This is a genomic window from Streptomyces sp. Y2F8-2 (assembly GCF_014905555.1).
GTDB lineage: Bacteria > Actinomycetota > Actinomycetes > Streptomycetales > Streptomycetaceae > Streptomyces > Streptomyces cynarae.
Genome location: NZ_BNGS01000002.1, coordinates 932,509 through 952,513, shown reverse-complemented (window position 1 = coordinate 952,513; position 20,005 = coordinate 932,509). Strand labels below are relative to the sequence as shown.

The window sequence follows — 20,005 nt, the reverse complement described above, 5'->3', positions numbered from 1 at the left end:
TATCCGTGCATGGCCCGAATGGGTATGACCGTGCGGCACATGCCAAGACGGCCTCGGTTTGCGTGTCGCCGCCGAATGTACGAGCCAATCGCTAGATGTAGTGGTTGGATTGCAGTAGTGACCCACAAGTTGTGGTCCCCCCGGTCTTCGTGGTCACCGAGATCGCCTATGCTTGTGGCTGCTTCGTGGGGCCGGTGAGACCCATGAGGTCTATGCGTCGTGCTGAAAAGGAGGGATGGAGCCATGCACTGCCCCTTCTGCAGGCACCCCGACAGCCGCGTCGTCGACAGTCGTACGACCGACGACGGCACGTCGATCCGCAGGCGCCGCCAGTGCCCCGACTGCTCCCGTCGATTCACGACCGTGGAGACCTGTTCGCTGATGGTGGTCAAGCGGTCCGGAGTCACCGAGCCCTTCAGTCGTACCAAGGTCATCAACGGCGTGCGCAAGGCATGCCAGGGGCGGCCTGTCACCGAGGACGCACTCGCCCAGCTCGGCCAGCGGGTCGAGGAGGCCGTGCGGGCCACCGGGAGCGCCGAGCTGACCACCCACGACGTGGGTCTGGCCATACTCGGCCCCTTGCAGGAGCTCGACCTCGTCGCCTACCTGCGGTTCGCGTCCGTCTACCGGGCGTTCGACTCGCTGGAGGACTTCGAGGCCGCCATCGCGGAACTCAGGCAGCAGCGGGAGCGCACCGCCGTGGACGAAGACGACCACGAGATCACTGACGCGGAGCGCCAGGGAACCGATCGCGGGTCCGGAGGGGCGGCCGACGCCCTCCTGCCCGCCACCGCCGCCGACTGACGGACGGGCCGACCCGGTCGGCCCCGTCGGCGGCGCACACAGACCCGTCACGCGCGCCCGCAGGACGCGCGTGACAAGCAGACACAACACCGTGCCATGGGAAGAAAAGGGCACTTCAGGGCGTTTTCGCCCGTACAGGGAGGCGGCATGACAGAGACGGCGAGCGGTCCGGCACGAGGTTCCCGAGCGAAGGGCGCCAAGGCGACCAAGGGGCTGCGTATCGAGCGCATCCACACGACCCCGGGCGTGCACCCGTACGACGAGGTCGAGTGGGCGCGCCGTGACGTCGTCATGACCAACTGGCGCGACGGCTCGGTCAACTTCGAGCAGCGTGGCGTCGAGTTCCCCGAGTTCTGGTCGGTGAACGCGGTCAACATCGTCACCAGCAAGTACTTCCGCGGTGCCGTCGGCACCCCCCAGCGCGAGACCAGCCTCAAGCAGCTGATCGACCGCATCGTGAAGACCTACCGGAAGGCCGGCGAGGACCACAAGTACTTCGCCTCGCCCGCCGACGCGGAGATCTTCGAGCACGAGCTGGCGTACGCCCTCCTGCACCAGATCTTCAGCTTCAACAGCCCCGTCTGGTTCAACGTCGGCACGGCCCAGCCCCAGCAGGTCTCCGCCTGCTTCATCCTGTCCGTCGACGACTCCATGGAGTCGATCCTCGACTGGTACAAGGAAGAGGGCATGATCTTCAAGGGCGGCTCCGGCGCCGGCCTGAACCTCTCCCGCATCCGTTCCTCCAAGGAACTGCTCTCCTCCGGCGGCAACGCCTCCGGCCCGGTCTCCTTCATGCGCGGCGCCGACGCCTCCGCAGGAACGATCAAGTCGGGCGGCGCCACCCGCCGCGCCGCCAAGATGGTCATCCTGGACGTCGACCACCCGGACGTCGAGGACTTCATCGAGACCAAGGTGAAGGAGGAGGAGAAGATCCGCGCCCTGCGCGACGCGGGCTTCGACATGGACCTCGGCGGCGAGGACATCACCTCCGTCCAGTACCAGAACGCCAACAACTCGGTCCGCGTCAACGACACCTTCATGAAGGCCGTCGAGAACGGCGAGAAGTTCGGCCTGCGCGCCCGTATGACCGGCGAGGTCATCGAGGAGGTCGACGCCAAGACCCTGTTCCGCAAGATGGCCGAGGCCGCCTGGGCCTGCGCCGACCCGGGCATCCAGTACGACGACACGATCAACCACTGGCACACGTGCCCGGAGTCCGGCCGTATCAACGGCTCGAACCCGTGCAGCGAGTACATGCACCTGGACAACACGTCCTGCAACCTCGCCTCGCTGAACCTGATGAAGTTCCTGAAGGACGACGGCAAGGGCAACCAGTCCTTCGACGTCGAGCGCTTCTCGAAGGTCGTCGAGCTGGTCATCACCGCGATGGACATCTCGATCTGCTTCGCGGACTTCCCGACCCAGAAGATCGGCGAGAACACCCGCGCCTTCCGCCAGCTCGGCATCGGCTACGCCAACCTCGGCGCCCTGCTCATGGCGACCGGCCACGCCTACGACTCCGACGGCGGCCGCGCCCTCGCCGGTGCCATCACCTCCCTGATGACCGGCACCGCCTACCGCCGCTCCGCCGAACTCGCCGCGGTCGTCGGCCCGTACGACGGCTACGCCCGCAACGAGCAGGCGCACCTGCGCGTCATGAAGCAGCACTCCGACGCCAACGCCACCGCCGTCCGCATGGACGACCTGGACACCCCGGTGTGGGCCGCGGCCACCGAGGCCTGGCAGGACGTGCTGCGGATCGGCGAGAAGAACGGATTCCGCAACTCCCAGGCGTCCGTCCTCGCCCCGACCGGCACCATCGGTCTCGCCATGGGCTGCGACACCACCGGTGTCGAGCCGGACCTGGCGCTGGTCAAGTTCAAGAAGCTGGTCGGCGGCGGCTCGATGCAGATCGTCAACGGCACCGTGCCGCAGGCGCTGCGCCGCCTCGGCTACCAGGAGGAGCAGATCGAGGCGATCGTCGCCCACATCGCCGAGCACGGCAATGTGATCGACGCGCCGGGCCTCAAGCCGGAGCACTACGAGGTCTTCGACTGCGCCATGGGCGAGCGCGCCATCTCCCCGATGGGCCACGTCCGCATGATGGCCGCGATCCAGCCGTGGATCTCCGGCGCCATCTCCAAGACGGTCAACATGCCCGAGTCGGCCACCGTCGAGGACGTCGAGGAGATCTACTTCGAGGCCTGGAAGCTGGGCATCAAGGCGCTCGCGATCTACCGCGACAACTGCAAGGTCGGCCAGCCCCTCTCCGCCAAGAAGAAGGAGAGCGCCGAGAAGCCGGCCGAGCAGCCCGCCGCGGAGCCGACGGTCGAGAAGGTCGTCGAGTACCGCCCGGTCCGCAAGCGCCTCCCGAAGGGCCGTCCCGGCATCACCACCTCCTTCACCGTCGGCGGCGCCGAGGGCTACATGACCGCCAACTCCTACCCGGACGACGGTCTCGGCGAGGTCTTCCTGAAGATGTCCAAGCAGGGCTCGACCCTCGCGGGCATGATGGACGCCTTCTCCATCGCCGTCTCGGTGGGCCTGCAGTACGGCGTGCCGCTGGAGACGTACGTCTCCAAGTTCACCAACATGCGCTTCGAGCCGGCCGGTATGACGGACGACCCGGACGTGCGGATGGCGCAGTCGATCGTCGACTACATCTTCCGCCGTCTGGCGCTGGACTTCCTGCCCTTCGAGACGCGCTCGGCGCTCGGCATCCACTCCGCCGAGGAGCGTCAGCGCCACCTGGAGACCGGCTCCTACGAGCCGATCGACGACGAGGAGGTCGACGTCGAGGGCCTGGCCCAGTCGGCCCCGCGGACCCAGGAGCTGAAGGCGGTCGCCACGCCGAGGACGGAGTCCGCCGCGGCCAAGCCGGCCCCGCAGCAGGCGCACACCAGCGCCGAGCTGGTGGAGATGCAGCTGGGCATCCAGGCGGACGCCCCGCTGTGCTTCTCCTGCGGCACGAAGATGCAGCGGGCGGGCTCCTGCTACATCTGCGAGGGCTGCGGCTCGACGAGCGGCTGCAGCTGACCGACACCCGAAGGGCGGCACGACCGGTGGTCGTGCCGCCCTTCGGCGTGCACAGGCTCTAGGAGAGCGGCCGGCCCATGACCCGGGCGAAGCCCTCCGGGTCCGTGTCGAAGCCGTGGACGCCCGGGTGGAACGTCCACTCCCCGGAGGAGTCGCGCACGAACTCCGCGACCCTCGCCGATGTGGCGCCGAGGACGCCCCCGAAGTCGTCCTCGGCGAGCACGGTGTAGTCCTCGCGGACCCGCAGCGCCGGGTTCAGGACGCCGACGAACGTCCTGTGCCCGGTTCGTTGCTGGATGGTGACGCCGACCACGACGCGCGCGTACCGGCTGTCGAGCCGGTACAGCTCCACGGTCATGACCTCGTCCCAGCCGAAGCCCTTGCCGTCCAGGCTGTCGCGGTTGAGGTAGATCGTGCCGTCGGGGGAGCGGCTGTCGAAGTGCACCACATAGGCGGGGGCCCCATAGGGATCATCCGCCAGATAGGTCGCGGCCACGATGTCGAGGTCGGTGGGCGGCTGGTCGGAGGGACTCGGGTCCCACTTCACAGCCAGTTCGACCTTGCGGATGCCCTTGTTGAGACCGGTCATCTCCCATTCCCTCCCCGTTGTCATCCGCCCTTGTGGGAACTACCGTTCCATGAGGGCCAGTTGTCCATTGTGCCTCGCGCGCGGGGCGCTCGCTCGGGTGCACTCCGCGTGAGCGTGACCAACGCCACGCAAGCTGGCCTTACGATGGCGCGGTGCTGGTCAAGTGGATTCGCTGCACCGTGGTCGACCGCCGCGGTTTCGAACGGGGGCAGCGAAAGTGGGCGGGGCTTCTGGGGGAGCCGGGCTTCCGGGGACAGGGCGGGGGTTTCAGCCGGGTCAGGCCCGGCGTGGCGCACATCTTCGCGTTCTGGGAGAGCCGCGCCTTCTACGACTCGTTCATGGCGCGCTCGCACGACAGGCTGGCAGCCGCGCAGGCGGGCACGTTCAAGGATCAGCAGGTCCGGCTCTTCGACCACCGCTTCGATGTGAAAACCGGCTTCGAGCCCCGCTTCACCGACGCCGACCTGGTGCGTGTCGCGCACTGCCGGGTCCACGAGGAGCGCGCCGAGCACTTCGCGCTGATGCAGGAGAAGGTATGGAACCCGGCCATGGCGGGTTCACCCGGCATGATCCGCGGACTCTTCGGGGAGGCGCCGGGCCATGAGTTCCTGATCCTGTCCATGTGGCAGTCGGCGGCGGAGCACGGCAAGTACCGGGAGGAGCGCGTGGAGCGGCTGGCGCTGCGGGCACAGACGGAGGCGGACGTCGCGGCGCTCACCGGGGACATCGTGGAGCTGGAGTCGACGTGGACGGTCTGACGCCCCCCACCGTTTGGAATCCGGACGGACCTCCGGGTGCGGATCAGGTGTGACCTGCGCCTTATGGAGGCCCTCGGGTGCCCGTTCGGCCGTCACTCGATCTAGGGTTTTGGCATGGCACGACCACGGCGCATCGTCCTTGTCCGGCACGGCGAGTCGGTGGGGAACGCCGATGACTCCGTGTACGAGCGCGAGCCCGACCACGCGCTGCCGCTCACCGAGAGGGGCTGGCGGCAGGCGGAGGAGACGGGCAAGCGGTTGCGGGAGGTCTTCGGCAGGGAACGCGTCAGCGTGTACGTCTCCCCGTACCGCCGCACCCATGAGACGCTCCGCGCCTTCCACCTCGACCCCGATCTCGTCCGGGTGCGTGAGGAGCCCCGGCTGCGTGAGCAGGACTGGGGGAACTGGCAGGACCGCGAGGACGTACGGCTGCAGAAGGCGTACCGCGACGCCTACGGGCACTTCTTCTACCGCTTCGCGCAGGGTGAGTCCGGCGCCGACGTGTACGACCGGGTGGGCGGCTTCCTGGAGAGCCTGTTCCGCAGCTTCGAGGAGCCCGACCACCCGCCGAACGTGCTCCTGGTGACCCACGGGCTCGCCATGCGGCTGTTCTGCATGCGCTGGTTCCACTGGACGGTCGCGGAATTCGAGTCGCTGTCCAACCCCGGGAACGGCGAGACGCGCATGCTCCTGCTGCAGGAGAACGGCAAGTACAGGCTCGACCGGCCCTTCGACCGTTGGCGCGACCCGGATCCGTACTGGGTCAACGGTTAGAGTGGCAGGGCGATGACCTCTGACTTCTCTCCCCTCGGGCGCCTGGAACGCGCGCTCGCCTGTCTGCGCGGACTCGCGGTGGGGGACGCGCTGGGCTCACAGTTCTTCGTTCCCGCGAACTACCCGCTCCTCCAGCGCCGCGAGCTGCCGCCGGGTGTGTGGCAGTGGACGGACGACACCGAGATGGCCTGTTCGGTGGTGTCCGTGCTGGCCACGCACCAGCGCATCGACCAGGACGAGCTGGCCCGCTCCTTCGCCGAGCACCACGACTTCGACCGCGGGTACGGGCCGGCGGTGGGCCGCCTGCTGAGGCTCGTCCGGGAGGGCGGCGACTGGCGCGAGCTGGCCGCGGCGCTCTTCAAGGGGCAGGGATCGTGGGGCAACGGGGCGGCGATGCGGATCGCGCCGCTCGGTGCCTGGTACGCCGACGACCCGGAGCAGGCGACCCATCAGGCGGAGATCTCCGCGTACACGACGCACCAGCACCGGGAGGCCGTGGCCGGTGCCATGGCCGTGGCTGCGGCGGCCGCCCTCGCCGCTGATCCGGCGGGGCCGCCGAGTGCCGACGCCCTGCTCGACGGGGTGATCGCGCTGATACCGAGGAGCGCCGTCGCGGCGGGGCTGCGGCGGGCGCGGGACATGCTGGACTACGGCGACGCGACGACGGTCGCGGCCGTGCTCGGCTGCGGGCGGCGTACGACGGCGCACGACACGGTGCCGTTCGCGCTGTGGTCGGCGGCGCGCGCCCTCGGTGACTACCCGAAGGCGTTCTGGACCACCGCCCAGGTGGGCGGCGACATGGACACGACGTGCGCGATCGTCGGCGGAGTGGTGGCCTCCGGGAAGGCGGGGGCTCCGCCGGGGGAGTGGCTGGAGCGCACGGAGCGGCTGCCGGAGTGGGCGCCGTCGCTTTCGTAGCCGGCGGGGACCGCTGAGCGGAATCCCGCCATCGGGACCGGCCCGCTGCCCGGCGGCCGGACCGGCTCCCTCACTGTCGCCGCTCCGGGCGCCCGGCCGTCGTTGTCCTCCGGGTGTGGAGGGGAGGACAACGACGGTGGGGACGTTCAGCCGGCGGCCGGGCCCGCCGTGCCCGCCAGGGCCTCCAGGTCGCTCTTGCGTACCCGGATGACCACCGAGGCCGTGACGAGGGCCAGGATCGCCATCGCGGCGGCCGGCACGAAGGCCGTCGATATGCCGTGGGCGAGCACCTCGTTCCCCCACGGAGCCGGCAACTGGTGCGTCTTGGCGAACTCCGCCTTCTGCTCCGCCGTGCCGTTCGCCAGGAACTTCGGCAGCTGCTTGCTCGCCTCGTCCCTGCTCGCCGTCCCGAACACCGTGGTCAGGATCGACAGACCGAGCGAACCGCCCACCTGCTGTGTGGCGTTGAGCAGACCGGAGGCCGCCCCCGCCTCGTGCTGGGCGACGCCCGAGACCGCGGTGAGCGTCAGCGTCACGAAGTTCAGGCCCATCCCGAAGCCGAACACCAGCATGGGGCCGAGCACACCGCCCGCGTACGAGCTGTCGGGCTTGATCAACGTCTGCCAGCCGAGCCCGATCGTCACGAGCGTCGCGCCGACCATCATGAACGGCTTGGGGCCGAGCACCGGCAGGAACCGCTGCGACAGGCCGGCGCCGATCACGATCGCCACGGTCACCGGCAGGAAGGCCACGCCCGCCGAGATCGGCGTGTACCCCAGCACGTTCTGCACGAAGAGCACGATGTAGAAGAACATGCCGAACATCGCCGCGGCCAGGCTCAGCATGATCACGTACGTGCCCGAGCGGTTGCGGTCGGCGAACATCCGCAGCGGCGTGATCGGCTCCCTGGCCCGCCTCTCGATGAGGGCGAACGCCAGCAGCAGCACCACGGCCGCCGCGAAGGACCCGATCGTGACGCTGTCCCGCCAGCCGTCCTCGGAGGCGCGGATGAAGCCGTACACCAGCGACGCCATGCCCGCAGTCGACGTGAGGGCGCCCGCGATGTCGAAGCGGCCCGGATGGCGTTCGGACTCGCCTATGTACATGGGTGTGAGCACGGCGATCAGCACGCCGATGGGCACGTTGACGAAGAGGACCCAGCGCCAGTCGAGCCACTCCGTGAGCATGCCGCCGGTCAGCAGACCGATCGCGCCGCCTCCGGCCGAGACCGCGGCGAACACGCCGAACGCCCGGTTGCGCTCCGGGCCTTCCGCGAACGTGGTGGTGATCAGCGCGAGCGAGGTGGGCGACGCGATCGCGCCACCCACGCCCTGCAGGGCGCGCGCGGCCAGCAACTGCCAGGGCTCCTGGGCGAGTCCGCCGAGCAGCGAGGCGAAGGTGAACAGCAGGATGCCCGTCATGAACACCCGGCGCCGGCCGAGGATGTCACCGGCCCGCCCGCCGAGAAGCAGCAGGCCACCGAAGGTGAGGGTGTAGGCGCTGACGACCCATGTCAGGTCGGTCGTGCTGAACTTCAGCGCGTCTTGAATGTGCGGGAGCGCGATGTTCACAATCGTCGCGTCGAGTACCACCATGAGTTGGCAGGCCGCGATGACGGTGAGCGCGATGCCGGGACGCCCCTCCCGGCGGGCGGCTTTGGGCTTCTGGTCTTCGATCAATGGAGAGGTTGTCACGATGGGTCCCCCACGAATGCGTTAGTGAACGATCGCGTTCACTTTCCCGCCACACGGTAGTGAGTCCCCGTCAGTGAACGCAAGCGTTCACTGGCTTCGTTGCCGTGCTGCGCCGCCCGGATGCTCGCCCTATCCTCGGAATCCCCGCTTCCGCTGCTCAACGGAGACACACAGATGGGTACTTCGTCCTGGACGGCCGCCTCTCCCCGACCGGCCTCGCTCCGCCGGCGTGGTGCCGTGCTCGAACGCGCGATCCTCGACGCCGCGCTCGAGCAGCTCAGCACGGTCGGCTGGAAGGGTCTGACGATGGAGGGCGTCGCCGCCGGTGCGCAGACCGGCAAGGCGGCGGTCTACCGCCGCTGGCCGTCCAAGGAGGACCTCGTCGCGGACGCGCTCCAGGCCGGACTGCCGCGCTTCGACGAGGCGCCCGACCTCGGGACCCTGCGGGAGGACCTGCTGGCCCTGTGCCGACAGGCCCGCGACGCCATGTACTCACGCCCCGGATTCGCCCTGCGCTCAGTCATTCACGAATGCGACACCCAGGAGGCGGAGCGCTTCCAGGGCGTGATCTATGAGGGTGTCATCGAGCCGAGCGTCAGGCTCCTGCGCCAGGTCATCACGCATGGAATCGAACGGGGAGAGGTGCGGCCCGACGCCGCGAACGGATATGTCTTCGACGTCATGCCGGCGATGATGATGTACCGCACGAAGATTAGCGCTTGCGAATGGAATGACCAGGACATCGAGGAGATGGTCGACCGGCTGATGATCCCGCTGCTGCGTCCGGCGGGGGACTGATCCGGCTCCCGGGACGCCGCGACGGCCCGGCTGCGGGGGCGCTGCCGCCGTCCTTCCGGGCGGCCGTCGGCGCGTGTGGCGATGCCCCGGGAAACCGGGGTGTCGCACGGTGATCCCGGCGGCGTACGCTAAGTGCGCCATGCCGTACGAACCACCTACCCACACCGTCGAGCGCTCCCTCCGCGCAACGACCGGAGCGAAGGTCATCGCCGGTGTCGACGAGGTGGGGCGCGGTGCGTGGGCCGGTCCCGTCACCGTCTGCGCGGCGGTCACGGGTCTGCGCCGACCGCCCGAGGGCCTCACCGACTCCAAGCTGCTGACCGTCAAGCGGCGCACCGAACTCGCCGAGCTGCTGCGGACGTGGGTCACGGCCTACGCCCTCGGCCATGCCTCCCCCGAGGAGATCGACGACCTCGGGATGACGGCCGCCCTGCGGCTCGCGGCGGTACGCGCCCTCGAGGCGCTGCCCGTCCGCCCCGACGCGGTCATCCTCGACGGGAAGTACGACTACCTGGGCGCGCCCTGGAACGTCCGTACGGTGATCAAGGGCGACCGGTCGTGCGTGGCGGTCGCGGCGGCCTCGGTGATAGCCAAGGTTCACCGCGACAAAATGATGGCCGAACTGGGTATCGACCATGCAGACTTCGGTTTTGCGGCCAACGCCGGTTATCCGTCACCGGTGCACAAGGCCGCACTGGAGGAACGGGGCCCCACCCCGTACCACCGCTTGTCGTGGGCGTATCTTGATGCGCTGCCCCAGTGGCGGCACCTCAAGAAGGTCCGCAGCTGGGCGGACGGAAGCGTTCCGGAAATCGAGGGCCAGCTCGGCTTCGACTTCTGACCGGTTCCGGTCGCACTGACGTGCCACCCGCCGACGCCGGTCGCTTCGGCGTTTGATAAAAATCAGCTCATGCCTCTCATTCCCGAGGAGCCTCAGATTCACGAGAGTGCCCAGGGTCCCCGCGCCACGGCCGGCGGCCGTACCGCGCCGACCCCCCGTCCCGTACCGGGCCCCCGCCCCGCGGCCCCTGCCCGCCCCGGACGTCCGGGGCCCATCCGGCCGATGCCGGCCCAGCGCACCCCGCGCGAGCCGGCCAAGCCCGGACCGTCCGTTTCCGCCTCCACTCCGCAGATCCAGCTGATCCCGGCCTCCGCCGAGGGTGCGCTGGATGCCGCCGAGGAAGCCGTCGACCTGCTGCTGGAGTCCGGTCGCGCCCCTGGCGACGTGCTGGTGATCACCACCGGCGAGCCGCACCCGTGGGCCGCGCACGAACTGTCCTTCGGTGAGGCCGCCTACTGGGCGCAGCACGACGCCGGTGACGACGTCTTCTACGCCGACGCCTCGGCGGCCTCCCGTGCCGCCGCCCGACCGGTGGTCGTGGTCGCCGTCAACGGGGGTGCCGACGCCACTGTCGCCGCCACGCTTCCGCTGGCGCTCAGCCGGTCCGGGGCCCTGCTGATCGTCTGCGGCGACCCGAAGCAGATCAACTCGGTGCTGGGCGCGGGCGTCTGAGCGGTCCGGCTCGGCCCGGTCCGCTCGCGTCCCGCCCTTCGCGCCGGGGACCGAGCCGGGCAGCCGGTTCGGGCTTCGGCCACCGCGGCCGGTGAGTGCAGCGCCGACGGATCCCCGACCCGGCGCTCTCTTCGCCATGCCTTGCTGCGGTCGGGTTCCCGGTGTCGGTGGTCACTCACTGACGCATATCGGTCGGCGTTGACGCATGCCGTCAGGGCGGTGAGGCACGGGGGTGGGCAATGACGATGCCGATGGGGCAGTGCCGTCGTAGAGCGAACGGTTTCCTCAGGCTACTGGGGTGGGCGACTTCCTGCTCTTCCGGTGCGCGGCCGCTCGCGGACACGGGCGCCGCGAGCGGCCGCCGCCTCCAGGTGAGGACGCGCGAGCTGGTGGTGCGGAGGCCTTCCGCCGTCGTAGTCGCCGCTCCCGGCGGTGCTGCCACGGTGCCGTGCCGCTCAGCGGGCGGCGGCCCGGCGCATCAGGTCCGAGGAAGCGCCCCCGGTGCGAGGCTGGTGCAGCGGTATGCCCGCCGGATCGAACTCCTCGGGAGTCGACTCGGCGTTGGGGCGGCGGCCTCCGCGGTCCTCACCGAGAACCTGCCAGCCACCGCGCGTCAGCGTGATGTACGCACCACAGCGCAGCCCGTGCAACGTGCACGCGTCGCGCAGGCCCCACATCCACGCGCCGTCCTCCTCCGTCCACCGTGTGTCGCCCTCACGGCAGTAGAGCAGCACCGCCGTCCGCACCGGCGTCCGGCGTCGCAGGTCGTGGGGGATGACCCGGCGCAACTGGGCAAGCAGCGCGTTACGGAACACCCATCCGTCCGCAGGGGCGGGACGCCGGGTGAACGACGCGCTCGCGCAGAGTCGTTCCTCAGGATCCAGGACGGCCACCACGGCCGTGGAGGGTCGTGGCCGGTGCCGGGCGTGCAGCCCGCTGACGACTTCCCGGGGGTTGCGCAGCAGGGGGATCTCGGCGGCTGCCCATTCCGCCGGCTCGAGCAGCCGGGCCACGGGATGGGCGGAAACGGCGGACGGGGCGGCGGAACCTGCCAGGGATGCCGCCGAGGACGGAGCGAATCCGAAGGTCACGATCCTCCCTTCGGCTGACGCGCCCACAGTGCGGGCGGGGTGGGACTGGGGTCGCACACCGCGGCAGAGCCCTGCCGGATCACGGACGAGCCGTGCGGGGAGCGGACCTCAATTCTTCCCGTCGAACTGGGTTGCGGCAATGAGCAATTGGGCCCGCCGACCGGTTCTTGGTGATGTGTGGCCTATATCCCCTCTACCTCTCTGCTCAGTGTGTTCCCAGCGAAGGGGCGGGTCACTCCCGCACGGGAGGACCAGCGGCAACACCCTCTCCCTCCGGCGAGCGCCTTTCGGTGCGTGGTCCGTGGACCGTTCGCGAGCCGCTGGTCACGCTGGGTGAGGTGGCCGATTGTCAGTGCCATCGGGTTGCATGGGGGCATGGACGAACTCGAGCTCCGCGCTGAAGCCGACGCCATCCTCGCCGAGCTCGTCGGGGACCCGGGGGGCTCGGCCCGGTTGCGGGAGGACCAGTGGCAGGCGGTGGCGGCTCTGGTGCGGGAGCGCAGGCGTGCCCTGGTGGTGCAGCGCACCGGCTGGGGCAAGTCGGCGGTGTACTTCGTTGCCACCGCTCTGCTGCGCCGGCGCGGCTCCGGCCCGACGGTGATCGTCTCGCCGCTGCTGGCGCTCATGCGCAACCAGGTGGAGTCGGCGGCGCGGGCCGGTATCCGGGCGCGCACCATCAACTCGGCCAACCTGGAGGAGTGGGACACCATCCACGAGGAGATCGAGCGGGGCGAGACCGACGTTCTCCTCGTGAGCCCGGAGCGTCTCAATTCTGTTGATTTCCGCGATCAGGTGCTGCCCAAGCTCGCGGCCACGACCGGTCTGCTGGTGGTCGACGAGGCGCACTGCATCTCCGACTGGGGGCACGACTTCCGGCCGGACTACCGCCGGTTGCGGGCGATGCTCGCCGAGCTCGCCCCCGGCGTGCCGGTGCTGGCCACCACGGCGACGGCCAACGCGCGGGTCACCGCGGACGTGGCCGAGCAGTTGGGTACCGGCGCCGGTGAGGCCCTGGTGCTGCGCGGCCCGCTCGAGAGGGAGAGCCTGAGGCTCGGAGTGGTCCAGCTGCCGGACGCCGCGCACCGCCTGGCCTGGCTGGCCGAGCATCTCGACGAGCTGCCGGGCTCCGGGATCATCTACACGCTGACAGTGGCCGCGGCCGAGGAGGCGACCGCCTTCCTGCGGCAGCGCGGCTTCCGCGTGGCCTCCTACACGGGACGCACGGAGAACGCCGACCGGCTGCAGGCCGAGGCCGACCTGCTGGAGAACCGGGTCAAGGCGCTGGTGGCGACGTCGGCGCTGGGCATGGGCTTCGACAAGCCGGACCTGGGCTTCGTGGTGCACCTCGGCTCGCCGTCCTCGCCGATCGCCTACTACCAGCAGGTGGGACGCGCGGGGCGCGGCGTGGCCCACGCCGATGTACTGCTGCTGCCGGGCAAGGAGGACGAGGCCATCTGGCGCTACTTCGCCGATACGGCCTTCCCGCCCGAGGCGCAGGTCCGACAGACCCTCTCCGCCCTCGCCGGTGCGGGACGGCCGCTGTCCGTGCCCGCACTGGAGGCGTCGGTGGATCTACGGCGCAGTCGGCTGGAGACGATGCTGAAGGTGCTCGACGTGGACGGGGCGGTCAAGCGGGTGAAGGGAGGCTGGGTCTCCACCGGCGAGCAGTGGGTCTACGACTCCGAGCGGTACGCCTGGGTGGCGCGGCAGCGGGCTGCAGAGCAGCAGGCCATGCGCGATTACGTGAGCACGTCCCAGTGCCGGATGGAGTTCCTGCGCCGGCAGCTGGACGACGAGGGGGCGGCCCCGTGCGGGCGGTGCGACAACTGCGCAGGGCCCTGGGCGGATTCCGCTGTCTCGACGGAGACGTTGACCGGGGCGGTCAAGGAACTGGACCGCCCGGGGGCGGAGGTCGAGCCGCGCCGCATGTGGCCGACGGGGATGCCCGCACTGGGCATCGACCTCAAGGGGCGCATCCCGGCCACGGAGCAGTGCTCCACCGGGCGTGCCCTGGGGCGGCTCTCGGACATCGGCTGGGGCAACCGTCTGCGTCCGCTGCTGGCCGAGAACGCGCCCGACGGGCCGGTCCCCGACGACGTCCTGCGGGCGGCGGTGGCGGTCCTGGCCGACTGGGCGCGCTCTGCGGGCGGCTGGGCGCCGAACGCCCCGGATGCCTCCGCCCGGCCGGTGGGAGTCGTCGCCGTGCCGTCCTTGAGCCGCCCGCAACTGGTGGGTTCCCTCGCCCAGGGCATCGCGGACATCGGCCGCCTCCCCTTCCTGGGCACCCTGTCCTACACCGGGCCGAGTGGCGCGCACGCGGCACGCCGCAGCAACTCCGCCCAGCGGCTGAGGGCGCTGTCCGGCGCCTTGACCGTCCCTGAGGAACTGGCCGGTGCCCTGGCCGGCTCTCCCGGCCCCGTCCTGCTCGTGGACGACTACACCGATTCCGGCTGGACTCTCGCAGTCGCCGCCCGCCTCCTCCGCCGGGCAGGCAGCGAACAGGTCCTTCCGTTGGTCCTCGCTGTCGCAGGCTGAGCTTCCCCGGCCCGCGTCCACTCTCCCCGGCTGCGCCCGGTCGCAGCACGCTCAGCTTCCGGCAGAGTCTGCTTCAGCGTGTCTGACGGAGAGTGAACTGGAGTGCTCCGCGGGCGCCTGATTCGCGCCGACGGCGCATTGAAGCGCGCCACCGTACTTCGTACGGACGCGGTGCGTCCAGGCGTTGCCCGAGCCCGGCTCGACGCCGGCTGCTCCCGCACACGACTTGCCGACGCCTTGACGATTCGTTCCGCGAACGTTCAGCCAGCCGTCCGCGTCTGGGTTGTGTGTCGTCCTAGGGTCCCTGCGGACTCGAAAGAAGGGACCCATGGGCAGACTCCTCGCAGTCCGGGCTCGCGGCATCACCAAGTGTTTCGGTGACGTCGTCGCACTCGACGGAATCGACCTGGATGTGACACAGGGTCAGATCCACGGACTGGTCGGACCCAACGGCGCCGGCAAGACGACATTGCTCGGCCTCCTGCTGGGCCTGGCCGTCGCCGACAGCGGCCGCCTCGAGATCCTGGGTACGCCGGTCGGGCGGGCGTTCGCCGCTCCCGACGGTGTCGCCGGCTTCGTGGACGGGCCGGGTCTCTACCCCTCGCTCACCGCCAGGCAGAACCTCGCCGCACTGGCCGCTCTGCGCGGCCACGACGCCCGGACGACGGCGATCGACGACGTACTCGACCAGGTCGGACTCACCGATGTCGCCGACGACCGGGCCCGCGGCTTCTCCCTCGGCATGCGTCAGCGGCTCGGGCTCGCCGCCGCCCTGCTCACCAAGCCCCGGCTGCTCGTGCTCGACGAACCTTCCAACGGCCTGGACCCCGCCGGCAAAAGACACGTTCACGGCGTCCTCACCCGGCTCGCGGCGGACGGAACCAGCGTCGTGCTCTCGAGCCACCGCATGGACGACCTGGAGGCACTGTGCTCCGAGGTCACCATCATCGCCACCGGACGGGTCGTCTTCTCCGGTCCGCTGGGCAAGCTGGCCGCCGCAAACCGTGAACTCGACTACCGGCTGCGGACCTCCGACCCGCAGGCCGCCCGCCGGCTGGCTGCCGACACCGCCGGGATACGGGTCGTCGAGGACGCCGGAGCACGGCACGACGCGGAGGTGGTCGTGGTGCGCGCGCTGGTCCCCGCCCTCGACGAACTGGTGGTGGGGCTCGTGCACGCAGGCGTCGCGGTACGCGAACTCGCCCCGTTGGTGTCGCCGCTCGAAGCCGCGTTCCTCGCCCTCACCGAGCAGCAGGAGGCCGCCCGATGACCGCCACCATCGTCGATGACAACGTCGTCGTGGCCCGTGCCCCCCGCGTCTCGGTGGTGCGCGGCTACCGCTTCGAGCTGGTCAAGCTGGTCTCGCAATGGCGGATCCGCCTGCTGGTCCTCGCCTGCTGGATCGCGCCGGCGCTCTTCGTCGCCGGGGTGAGCCGGCAAAGCACGCTTCCCGCCGACACCCTCTTCGGTCGCTGGATGCACGCCACCGGGTGGGCGGGACCGCTGGTGATGCTCGGCTTCGCTGGTACCTGGGCGCTGCCGCTGCTGACCTCGGTGGTCGCCGGCGACGTGTTCGCCTCCGAGGACCGGCTCGGCACCTGGCGCCACCTGCTCGTGGCCGTCCGGTCGCCCAGGCGGATCTTCGCGGCGAAGGCGCTGGCCAGCCTCACCGTCATCCTGCTGCTCGTGGCCGGGCTGGCCTGTTCCAGCACGGTCGGCGGGATCGTGGCGGTCGGCAACCAGCCGCTCGTCGGCCTCGACGGCCACCTGCTCGCGCCGGGGGACGCCGCGGGCAAGGTCCTGCTCGCCTGGGTCTGCGCCCTCGCCCCGACCCTGGCCCTCGCCGCGATCGGACTGCTCGGCTCGGTCGCCCTGGGGCGGTCGCCGATGGGGCTGCTGCTGCCCCCGATCGTCGCGCTCGCGATGCAGGTCGCCCAGATGCTGCCGCTGCCCGTCGCCGTGCGCCTCGCCCTGCCCGGCTACGCCTTCATCTCCTGGAACGGTCTGTTCACCAACCCGGCGCAGGTCGGTCCGCTCCTGATCGGCATCGGGGTCAGCCTGGTGTGGGCCGTGCTCGCGACAGGGCTGGCGTACCTGCTGTTCCTGCGGCGCGACTTCACCAACCCGGCCTATGACGGTTCCGGGCGCCGCGCGGTCACCGCCGGACTGCTGCCGCTGGTCGGACTGACCGCCCTCACCGTCGCGGCGGTGGTGGTGGCGACCCCGTCGATGGGCTCCGGGATCGAGCAGGACAAGGTCCAGCGGTCGGTCGCTACGGCGTTCGCCCACCTCTACCGCATGCAGACCGAGCAGCTCCACCGGCCGGCCGTCACCGAGGCGCAACTGAAGGCCACGGCGGCGTGCAACAAGGGCGACGGCCAGGTCGCCCCCCAGGGTGCGGGCAACGACTGGCGTTGCGTCGTCACCTGGCACCTTCCCGGCGTCACGGCCGCAGGGACGGCCATCTACCAACTTGACGTCGCCTCAGACGGGCGGTTCGTGGCCGACGGCGACGGACCGAAGGAAGTGAACGGCTACTTCCTGGTCCGTACCCCCACCGGGGACGCCCCGAATCCCCTATGGCAGTTCGACGGCAACGTCGAGCTGCTCGACACCTCCTCGAAGGGATAGTTCCATGCAGGTAACACGGCAGCGTCGAATCAACGAGAAGGAGCAGCTCAGCCTTTTCGGTAGACGTGTCGGCCGCCGGACTGTGCTGGTGACGTCGGGCATCGCTGTCGCCCTCGCCGTCACGGGCACCGCTGTCGCCCAGACCCACCAGTTCGGCACCCAGCAGGTCGGCCAGGTCACCGCCAACGGCCAGGTCGTCTCCGCCGACCAGTACATCGCCCCGTACGGCAGCCGCACCGTCATCAACGACGGCAAGATCATGTCGTCCTCGGTCAGTCCGGACGGCACCCGTCTCGCGGCCTCGATCGCCGACGGCGATGCGGCGCTGGTCATCATGGACCTCAAGACCGGGCAGGTGAAGCAGAAGGTCGGCAGCAACAAGGCGGACGACCTTCGCATCAGCAGCGGCTCCGTCGGCCAGGAGGGTCCGACGTACTCGCCCGACGGCAAGCAGTTGTGGCTGGGCCAGAGCGACGGCTACACCAAGTTCACCGTGAACGCGGACGGCACCCTCTCCAACCCGACGACCATCTCCATACCGGCCGACGGCTCCAAGCACGCGCTGGTGGGTGCGGCGGTGTTCTCGGCCGACGGCTCCACCGTGTACTCCGCGGTCAACGGCCAGAACCGGGTGGTCGCCATCGACGCGGCGACGGGGACCATCAAGCAGAGCTGGGCCGTCGGCAACGCCCCCCGTGGCATCGCCCTGGTCGGCGACAAGCTCTACGTCAGCAACGAGGGCGGGCGTCCGGCCAAGGCCGGCGACACCACGATGAACTCCTACGGCACCCAGGTGCCGGCCAACCCGAACACCGGTGCCGCCACCACCGGCACGGTCAGCGTCATCAACGTGGCCGACCCGTCCGCCGCCGTCGGGTCCATCGACGTCGGTCTGCACCCGACCGCGGTGTACGCCAAGAAAGGGGCGGTGTTCGTCACCAACACCGCCGACAACAACGTGTCGGTCATCAACACCGCCAACGACAAGGTCGTCCAGACCATCTCCACGCAGCCGTGGCCGGAGGCATCGGTCGGCTACGAGCCCAACGCGGTGACGCTCACCGACGACGGTCACCTGCTGGTGACGCTCGGCCGCGCCAACGCGGTCGCCGTCTACCGCTACACCGCCCCGCAGCAGCCGGCCGGTTTCGTCGGACTCCTCCCGACGGACTACTTCCCCGCAGAGATCGCCACCGTGGGCAAGCAGGTCGTCGTCTCCAACACCCGTGGCATCGACGCCCGCCGCCCCACCACCAAGGCCGGGCACGGCACCCACGACACCACGTCGAGCCTGACGCAGTTCACGCTGCCGGACGACAGCGTCATCAGGTCCGAGACGGCGAAGGTCTTCAAGCAGAACGGCTGGACCCCCGGCTCGGTGAAGTCGACGAAGGGCAACAGCCACGCGAAGCCGGTGCCGGTTCCGGTGCGGCTCGGCGACCCCTCGACGATCAAGCACGTCTTCCTGCTCGTCAAGGAGAACCGGACCTATGACCAGGTCTTCGGTGACATGAAGCAGGGCAACGGCGACCCGACGCTCACGCAGTTCGGCGAGAATGTGACGCCGAACCAGCATGCGCTCGCGCAGCAGTTCGGGCTGTACGACAACTTCTACGACGTCGGCACCAACTCCGCCGAGGGCCACAACTGGCTGATGCAGTCCGACAACCCGGAGTACACCGAGTCGTCGGCCGGTGAGTACACGCGCAGCTACGACACCGAGGACGACGTTCTCGGCCACCAGAAGACCGGCTTCATCTGGACCGGTGCCCAGGCGGCCGGCAAGTCCGTCAAGGACTACGGCGAGTTCCAGTCGATCGAGAGCAAGCCGTCCGGCGCCACCTGGCAGAACCTGTACTGCGACGCCAAGAACATGGAGGCGACCGGGCAGAAGACCGCCTACCCCATTCAGACGGGTTCGGCGATCCCCTCGCTCAACAAGGTGTCGGTGCCCGGCTTCCCGCTGTTCGACCTCAGCGTTCCGGACGTCTACAAGGAACAGATCTGGAAGCAGGACTTCGAGAAGAACGGTCCGGCGAACCTGAACATGTTCTGGTTCTCCAACGACCACACGGGTGGTCCGCCGAGCCCGGCCGCCGAGGTCGCGGACAACGACCTCGCGGTCGGCAAGATGGTCGACGAGATCACGCACAGCAAGTACTGGAAGGACTCGGCGATCTTCGTCGTCGAGGACGACTCCCAGGCCGGCCTCGACCACGTCGACGGCCACCGTGCCCCGGTCCAGGTCATCAGCCCCTGGGCCAAGCACGGCACCGTCGACAACCACTACTACTCGCAGATCACAATGGTCCGCACCATCGAGCAGATCCTCGGGATCCACCCGATGAACCAGATGGACAGCGCGGCCACCCCGATGTTCGGGGCGTTCACCCAGAAGCCGAACTACACGCCGTTCAAGGCGCAGCCGAACCGGACCTCGCTGACCCTCGGCCTGAGCACCCAGCCCTCCTGCGGCCCGGACACCCCGGCCCCGCAGGACGCCAAGGCGGCGCCCGCGCAGACGTCGGTGACGGTGCCGCCGGCCGAGCAGAAGGTCGCGGCGCAGTGGAAGGCCTGGGAGTCGCGGCAGCGGCTGACCGGCACCAAGGCGGTGCCCGACTTCGCCAACCCCGAGCAGATGAACCGTCTCACGTGGTACGAGACGCACAACTGGTCGAAGCCGTACCCCGGTGACAGCAAGATCTACGCGCCGAACGACGTGCCCGGCGCCTACATCCCGTCGTCGGAGTCCGACGGCTGACACAGCTGTCCGCACCGAGGGGCCCCGGGCCGGCATCAACGCCGGCTCGGGGCCCCTTCCCTTGTGGTCCATGGCGTCCAGGCAACCCGATCGGTCGGACATC

The 20,005-nt window shown here is 69.9% G+C and carries 15 protein-coding genes; 12 read left to right on the top strand and 3 right to left on the bottom strand.

The features are described from left to right. The first annotated feature begins 243 nt into the window (after window positions 1–243). The gene (gene nrdR, locus SY2F82_RS09605) at window positions 244–804 is read left to right on the top strand and encodes a transcriptional regulator NrdR (RefSeq protein ID WP_200418533.1); all 561 of its coding nucleotides are present in this window, start codon (window positions 244–246) and stop codon (window positions 802–804) included. A 147-nt stretch (window positions 805–951) separates the two neighbouring features. Then, window positions 952–3,840, top strand: a complete 2,889-nt coding sequence (locus tag SY2F82_RS09600) for a vitamin B12-dependent ribonucleotide reductase (RefSeq protein WP_200418532.1) — start codon at window positions 952–954, stop codon at window positions 3,838–3,840. 58 nt (window positions 3,841–3,898) lie between these two features. Here SY2F82_RS09600 and SY2F82_RS09595 read toward each other — a convergent pair whose 3' ends face one another. Continuing rightward, window positions 3,899–4,429: a TerD family protein gene (locus tag SY2F82_RS09595; RefSeq protein WP_236041295.1), complete on the bottom strand. Its 531-nt coding sequence runs from the start codon at window positions 4,427–4,429 to the stop codon at window positions 3,899–3,901. Between the two features lie 152 nt (window positions 4,430–4,581). Here SY2F82_RS09595 and SY2F82_RS09590 point away from each other — a divergent pair, with 152 nt between their 5' ends. The 3 genes from SY2F82_RS09590 (at window position 4,582) to SY2F82_RS09580 (ending at window position 6,879) form a co-directional block, all read left to right on the top strand. After that, window positions 4,582–5,187 carry a YdbC family protein gene (locus tag SY2F82_RS09590; protein WP_200418530.1) on the top strand — a complete coding sequence of 202 codons (606 nt, stop codon included), beginning with the start codon at window positions 4,582–4,584 and terminating at the stop codon, window positions 5,185–5,187. A 114-nt stretch (window positions 5,188–5,301) separates the two neighbouring features. After that, complete coding sequence (locus tag SY2F82_RS09585; RefSeq protein ID WP_200418529.1) at window positions 5,302–5,961, top strand: histidine phosphatase family protein; 660 nt, start codon at window positions 5,302–5,304, stop codon at window positions 5,959–5,961. A gap of 12 nt (window positions 5,962–5,973) precedes the next feature. Then, window positions 5,974–6,879, top strand: coding sequence for an ADP-ribosylglycohydrolase family protein (locus SY2F82_RS09580; RefSeq protein ID WP_200418528.1), 906 nt, complete (start codon window positions 5,974–5,976; stop codon window positions 6,877–6,879). A gap of 146 nt (window positions 6,880–7,025) precedes the next feature. On the opposite strand, the gene SY2F82_RS09575 is transcribed toward SY2F82_RS09580, so the two are convergent. Then, the gene (locus SY2F82_RS09575) at window positions 7,026–8,573 is read right to left on the bottom strand and encodes an MFS transporter (RefSeq protein WP_200418527.1); all 1,548 of its coding nucleotides are present in this window, start codon (window positions 8,571–8,573) and stop codon (window positions 7,026–7,028) included. Window positions 8,574–8,747: 174 nt separating this feature from the next. Here SY2F82_RS09575 and SY2F82_RS09570 point away from each other — a divergent pair, with 174 nt between their 5' ends. From SY2F82_RS09570 to SY2F82_RS09560, 3 genes are all read left to right on the top strand, one after another. Beyond that, window positions 8,748–9,371 carry a TetR/AcrR family transcriptional regulator gene (locus tag SY2F82_RS09570; protein ID WP_200418526.1) on the top strand — a complete coding sequence of 208 codons (624 nt, stop codon included), beginning with the start codon at window positions 8,748–8,750 and terminating at the stop codon, window positions 9,369–9,371. Between the two features lie 139 nt (window positions 9,372–9,510). Continuing rightward, window positions 9,511–10,212: a ribonuclease HII gene (locus SY2F82_RS09565; RefSeq protein ID WP_200418525.1), complete on the top strand. Its 702-nt coding sequence runs from the start codon at window positions 9,511–9,513 to the stop codon at window positions 10,210–10,212. Between the two features lie 69 nt (window positions 10,213–10,281). Beyond that, entirely contained in the window at window positions 10,282–10,884 is a 603-nt protein-coding gene (locus SY2F82_RS09560) for a hypothetical protein (RefSeq protein ID WP_200418524.1), read from the top strand. 455 nt (window positions 10,885–11,339) lie between these two features. Here the strand turns inward: SY2F82_RS09560 and SY2F82_RS09555 are convergent, their stop codons facing one another. After that, window positions 11,340–11,975: a hypothetical protein gene (locus SY2F82_RS09555; protein WP_200418523.1), complete on the bottom strand. Its 636-nt coding sequence runs from the start codon at window positions 11,973–11,975 to the stop codon at window positions 11,340–11,342. A gap of 375 nt (window positions 11,976–12,350) precedes the next feature. Here SY2F82_RS09555 and SY2F82_RS09550 point away from each other — a divergent pair, with 375 nt between their 5' ends. From SY2F82_RS09550 to SY2F82_RS09535, 4 genes are all read left to right on the top strand, one after another. Beyond that, complete coding sequence (locus tag SY2F82_RS09550; RefSeq protein ID WP_200418522.1) at window positions 12,351–14,510, top strand: RecQ family ATP-dependent DNA helicase; 2,160 nt, start codon at window positions 12,351–12,353, stop codon at window positions 14,508–14,510. 328 nt (window positions 14,511–14,838) lie between these two features. Next, entirely contained in the window at window positions 14,839–15,780 is a 942-nt protein-coding gene (locus SY2F82_RS09545) for an ABC transporter ATP-binding protein (protein WP_200418521.1), read from the top strand. Beyond that, window positions 15,777–17,141, top strand: a complete 1,365-nt coding sequence (locus tag SY2F82_RS09540) for an ABC transporter permease (RefSeq protein WP_200418520.1) — start codon at window positions 15,777–15,779, stop codon at window positions 17,139–17,141. Before SY2F82_RS09545 ends, SY2F82_RS09540 begins: the two co-directional genes overlap by 4 nt. 4 nt (window positions 17,142–17,145) lie before the next feature. Further along, on the top strand, window positions 17,146–19,902 hold the full coding sequence (locus SY2F82_RS09535) for a bifunctional YncE family protein/alkaline phosphatase family protein (RefSeq protein WP_200418519.1): 2,757 nt from the start codon (window positions 17,146–17,148) through the stop codon (window positions 19,900–19,902). The last annotated feature ends 103 nt before the right edge of the window (window positions 19,903–20,005 follow it).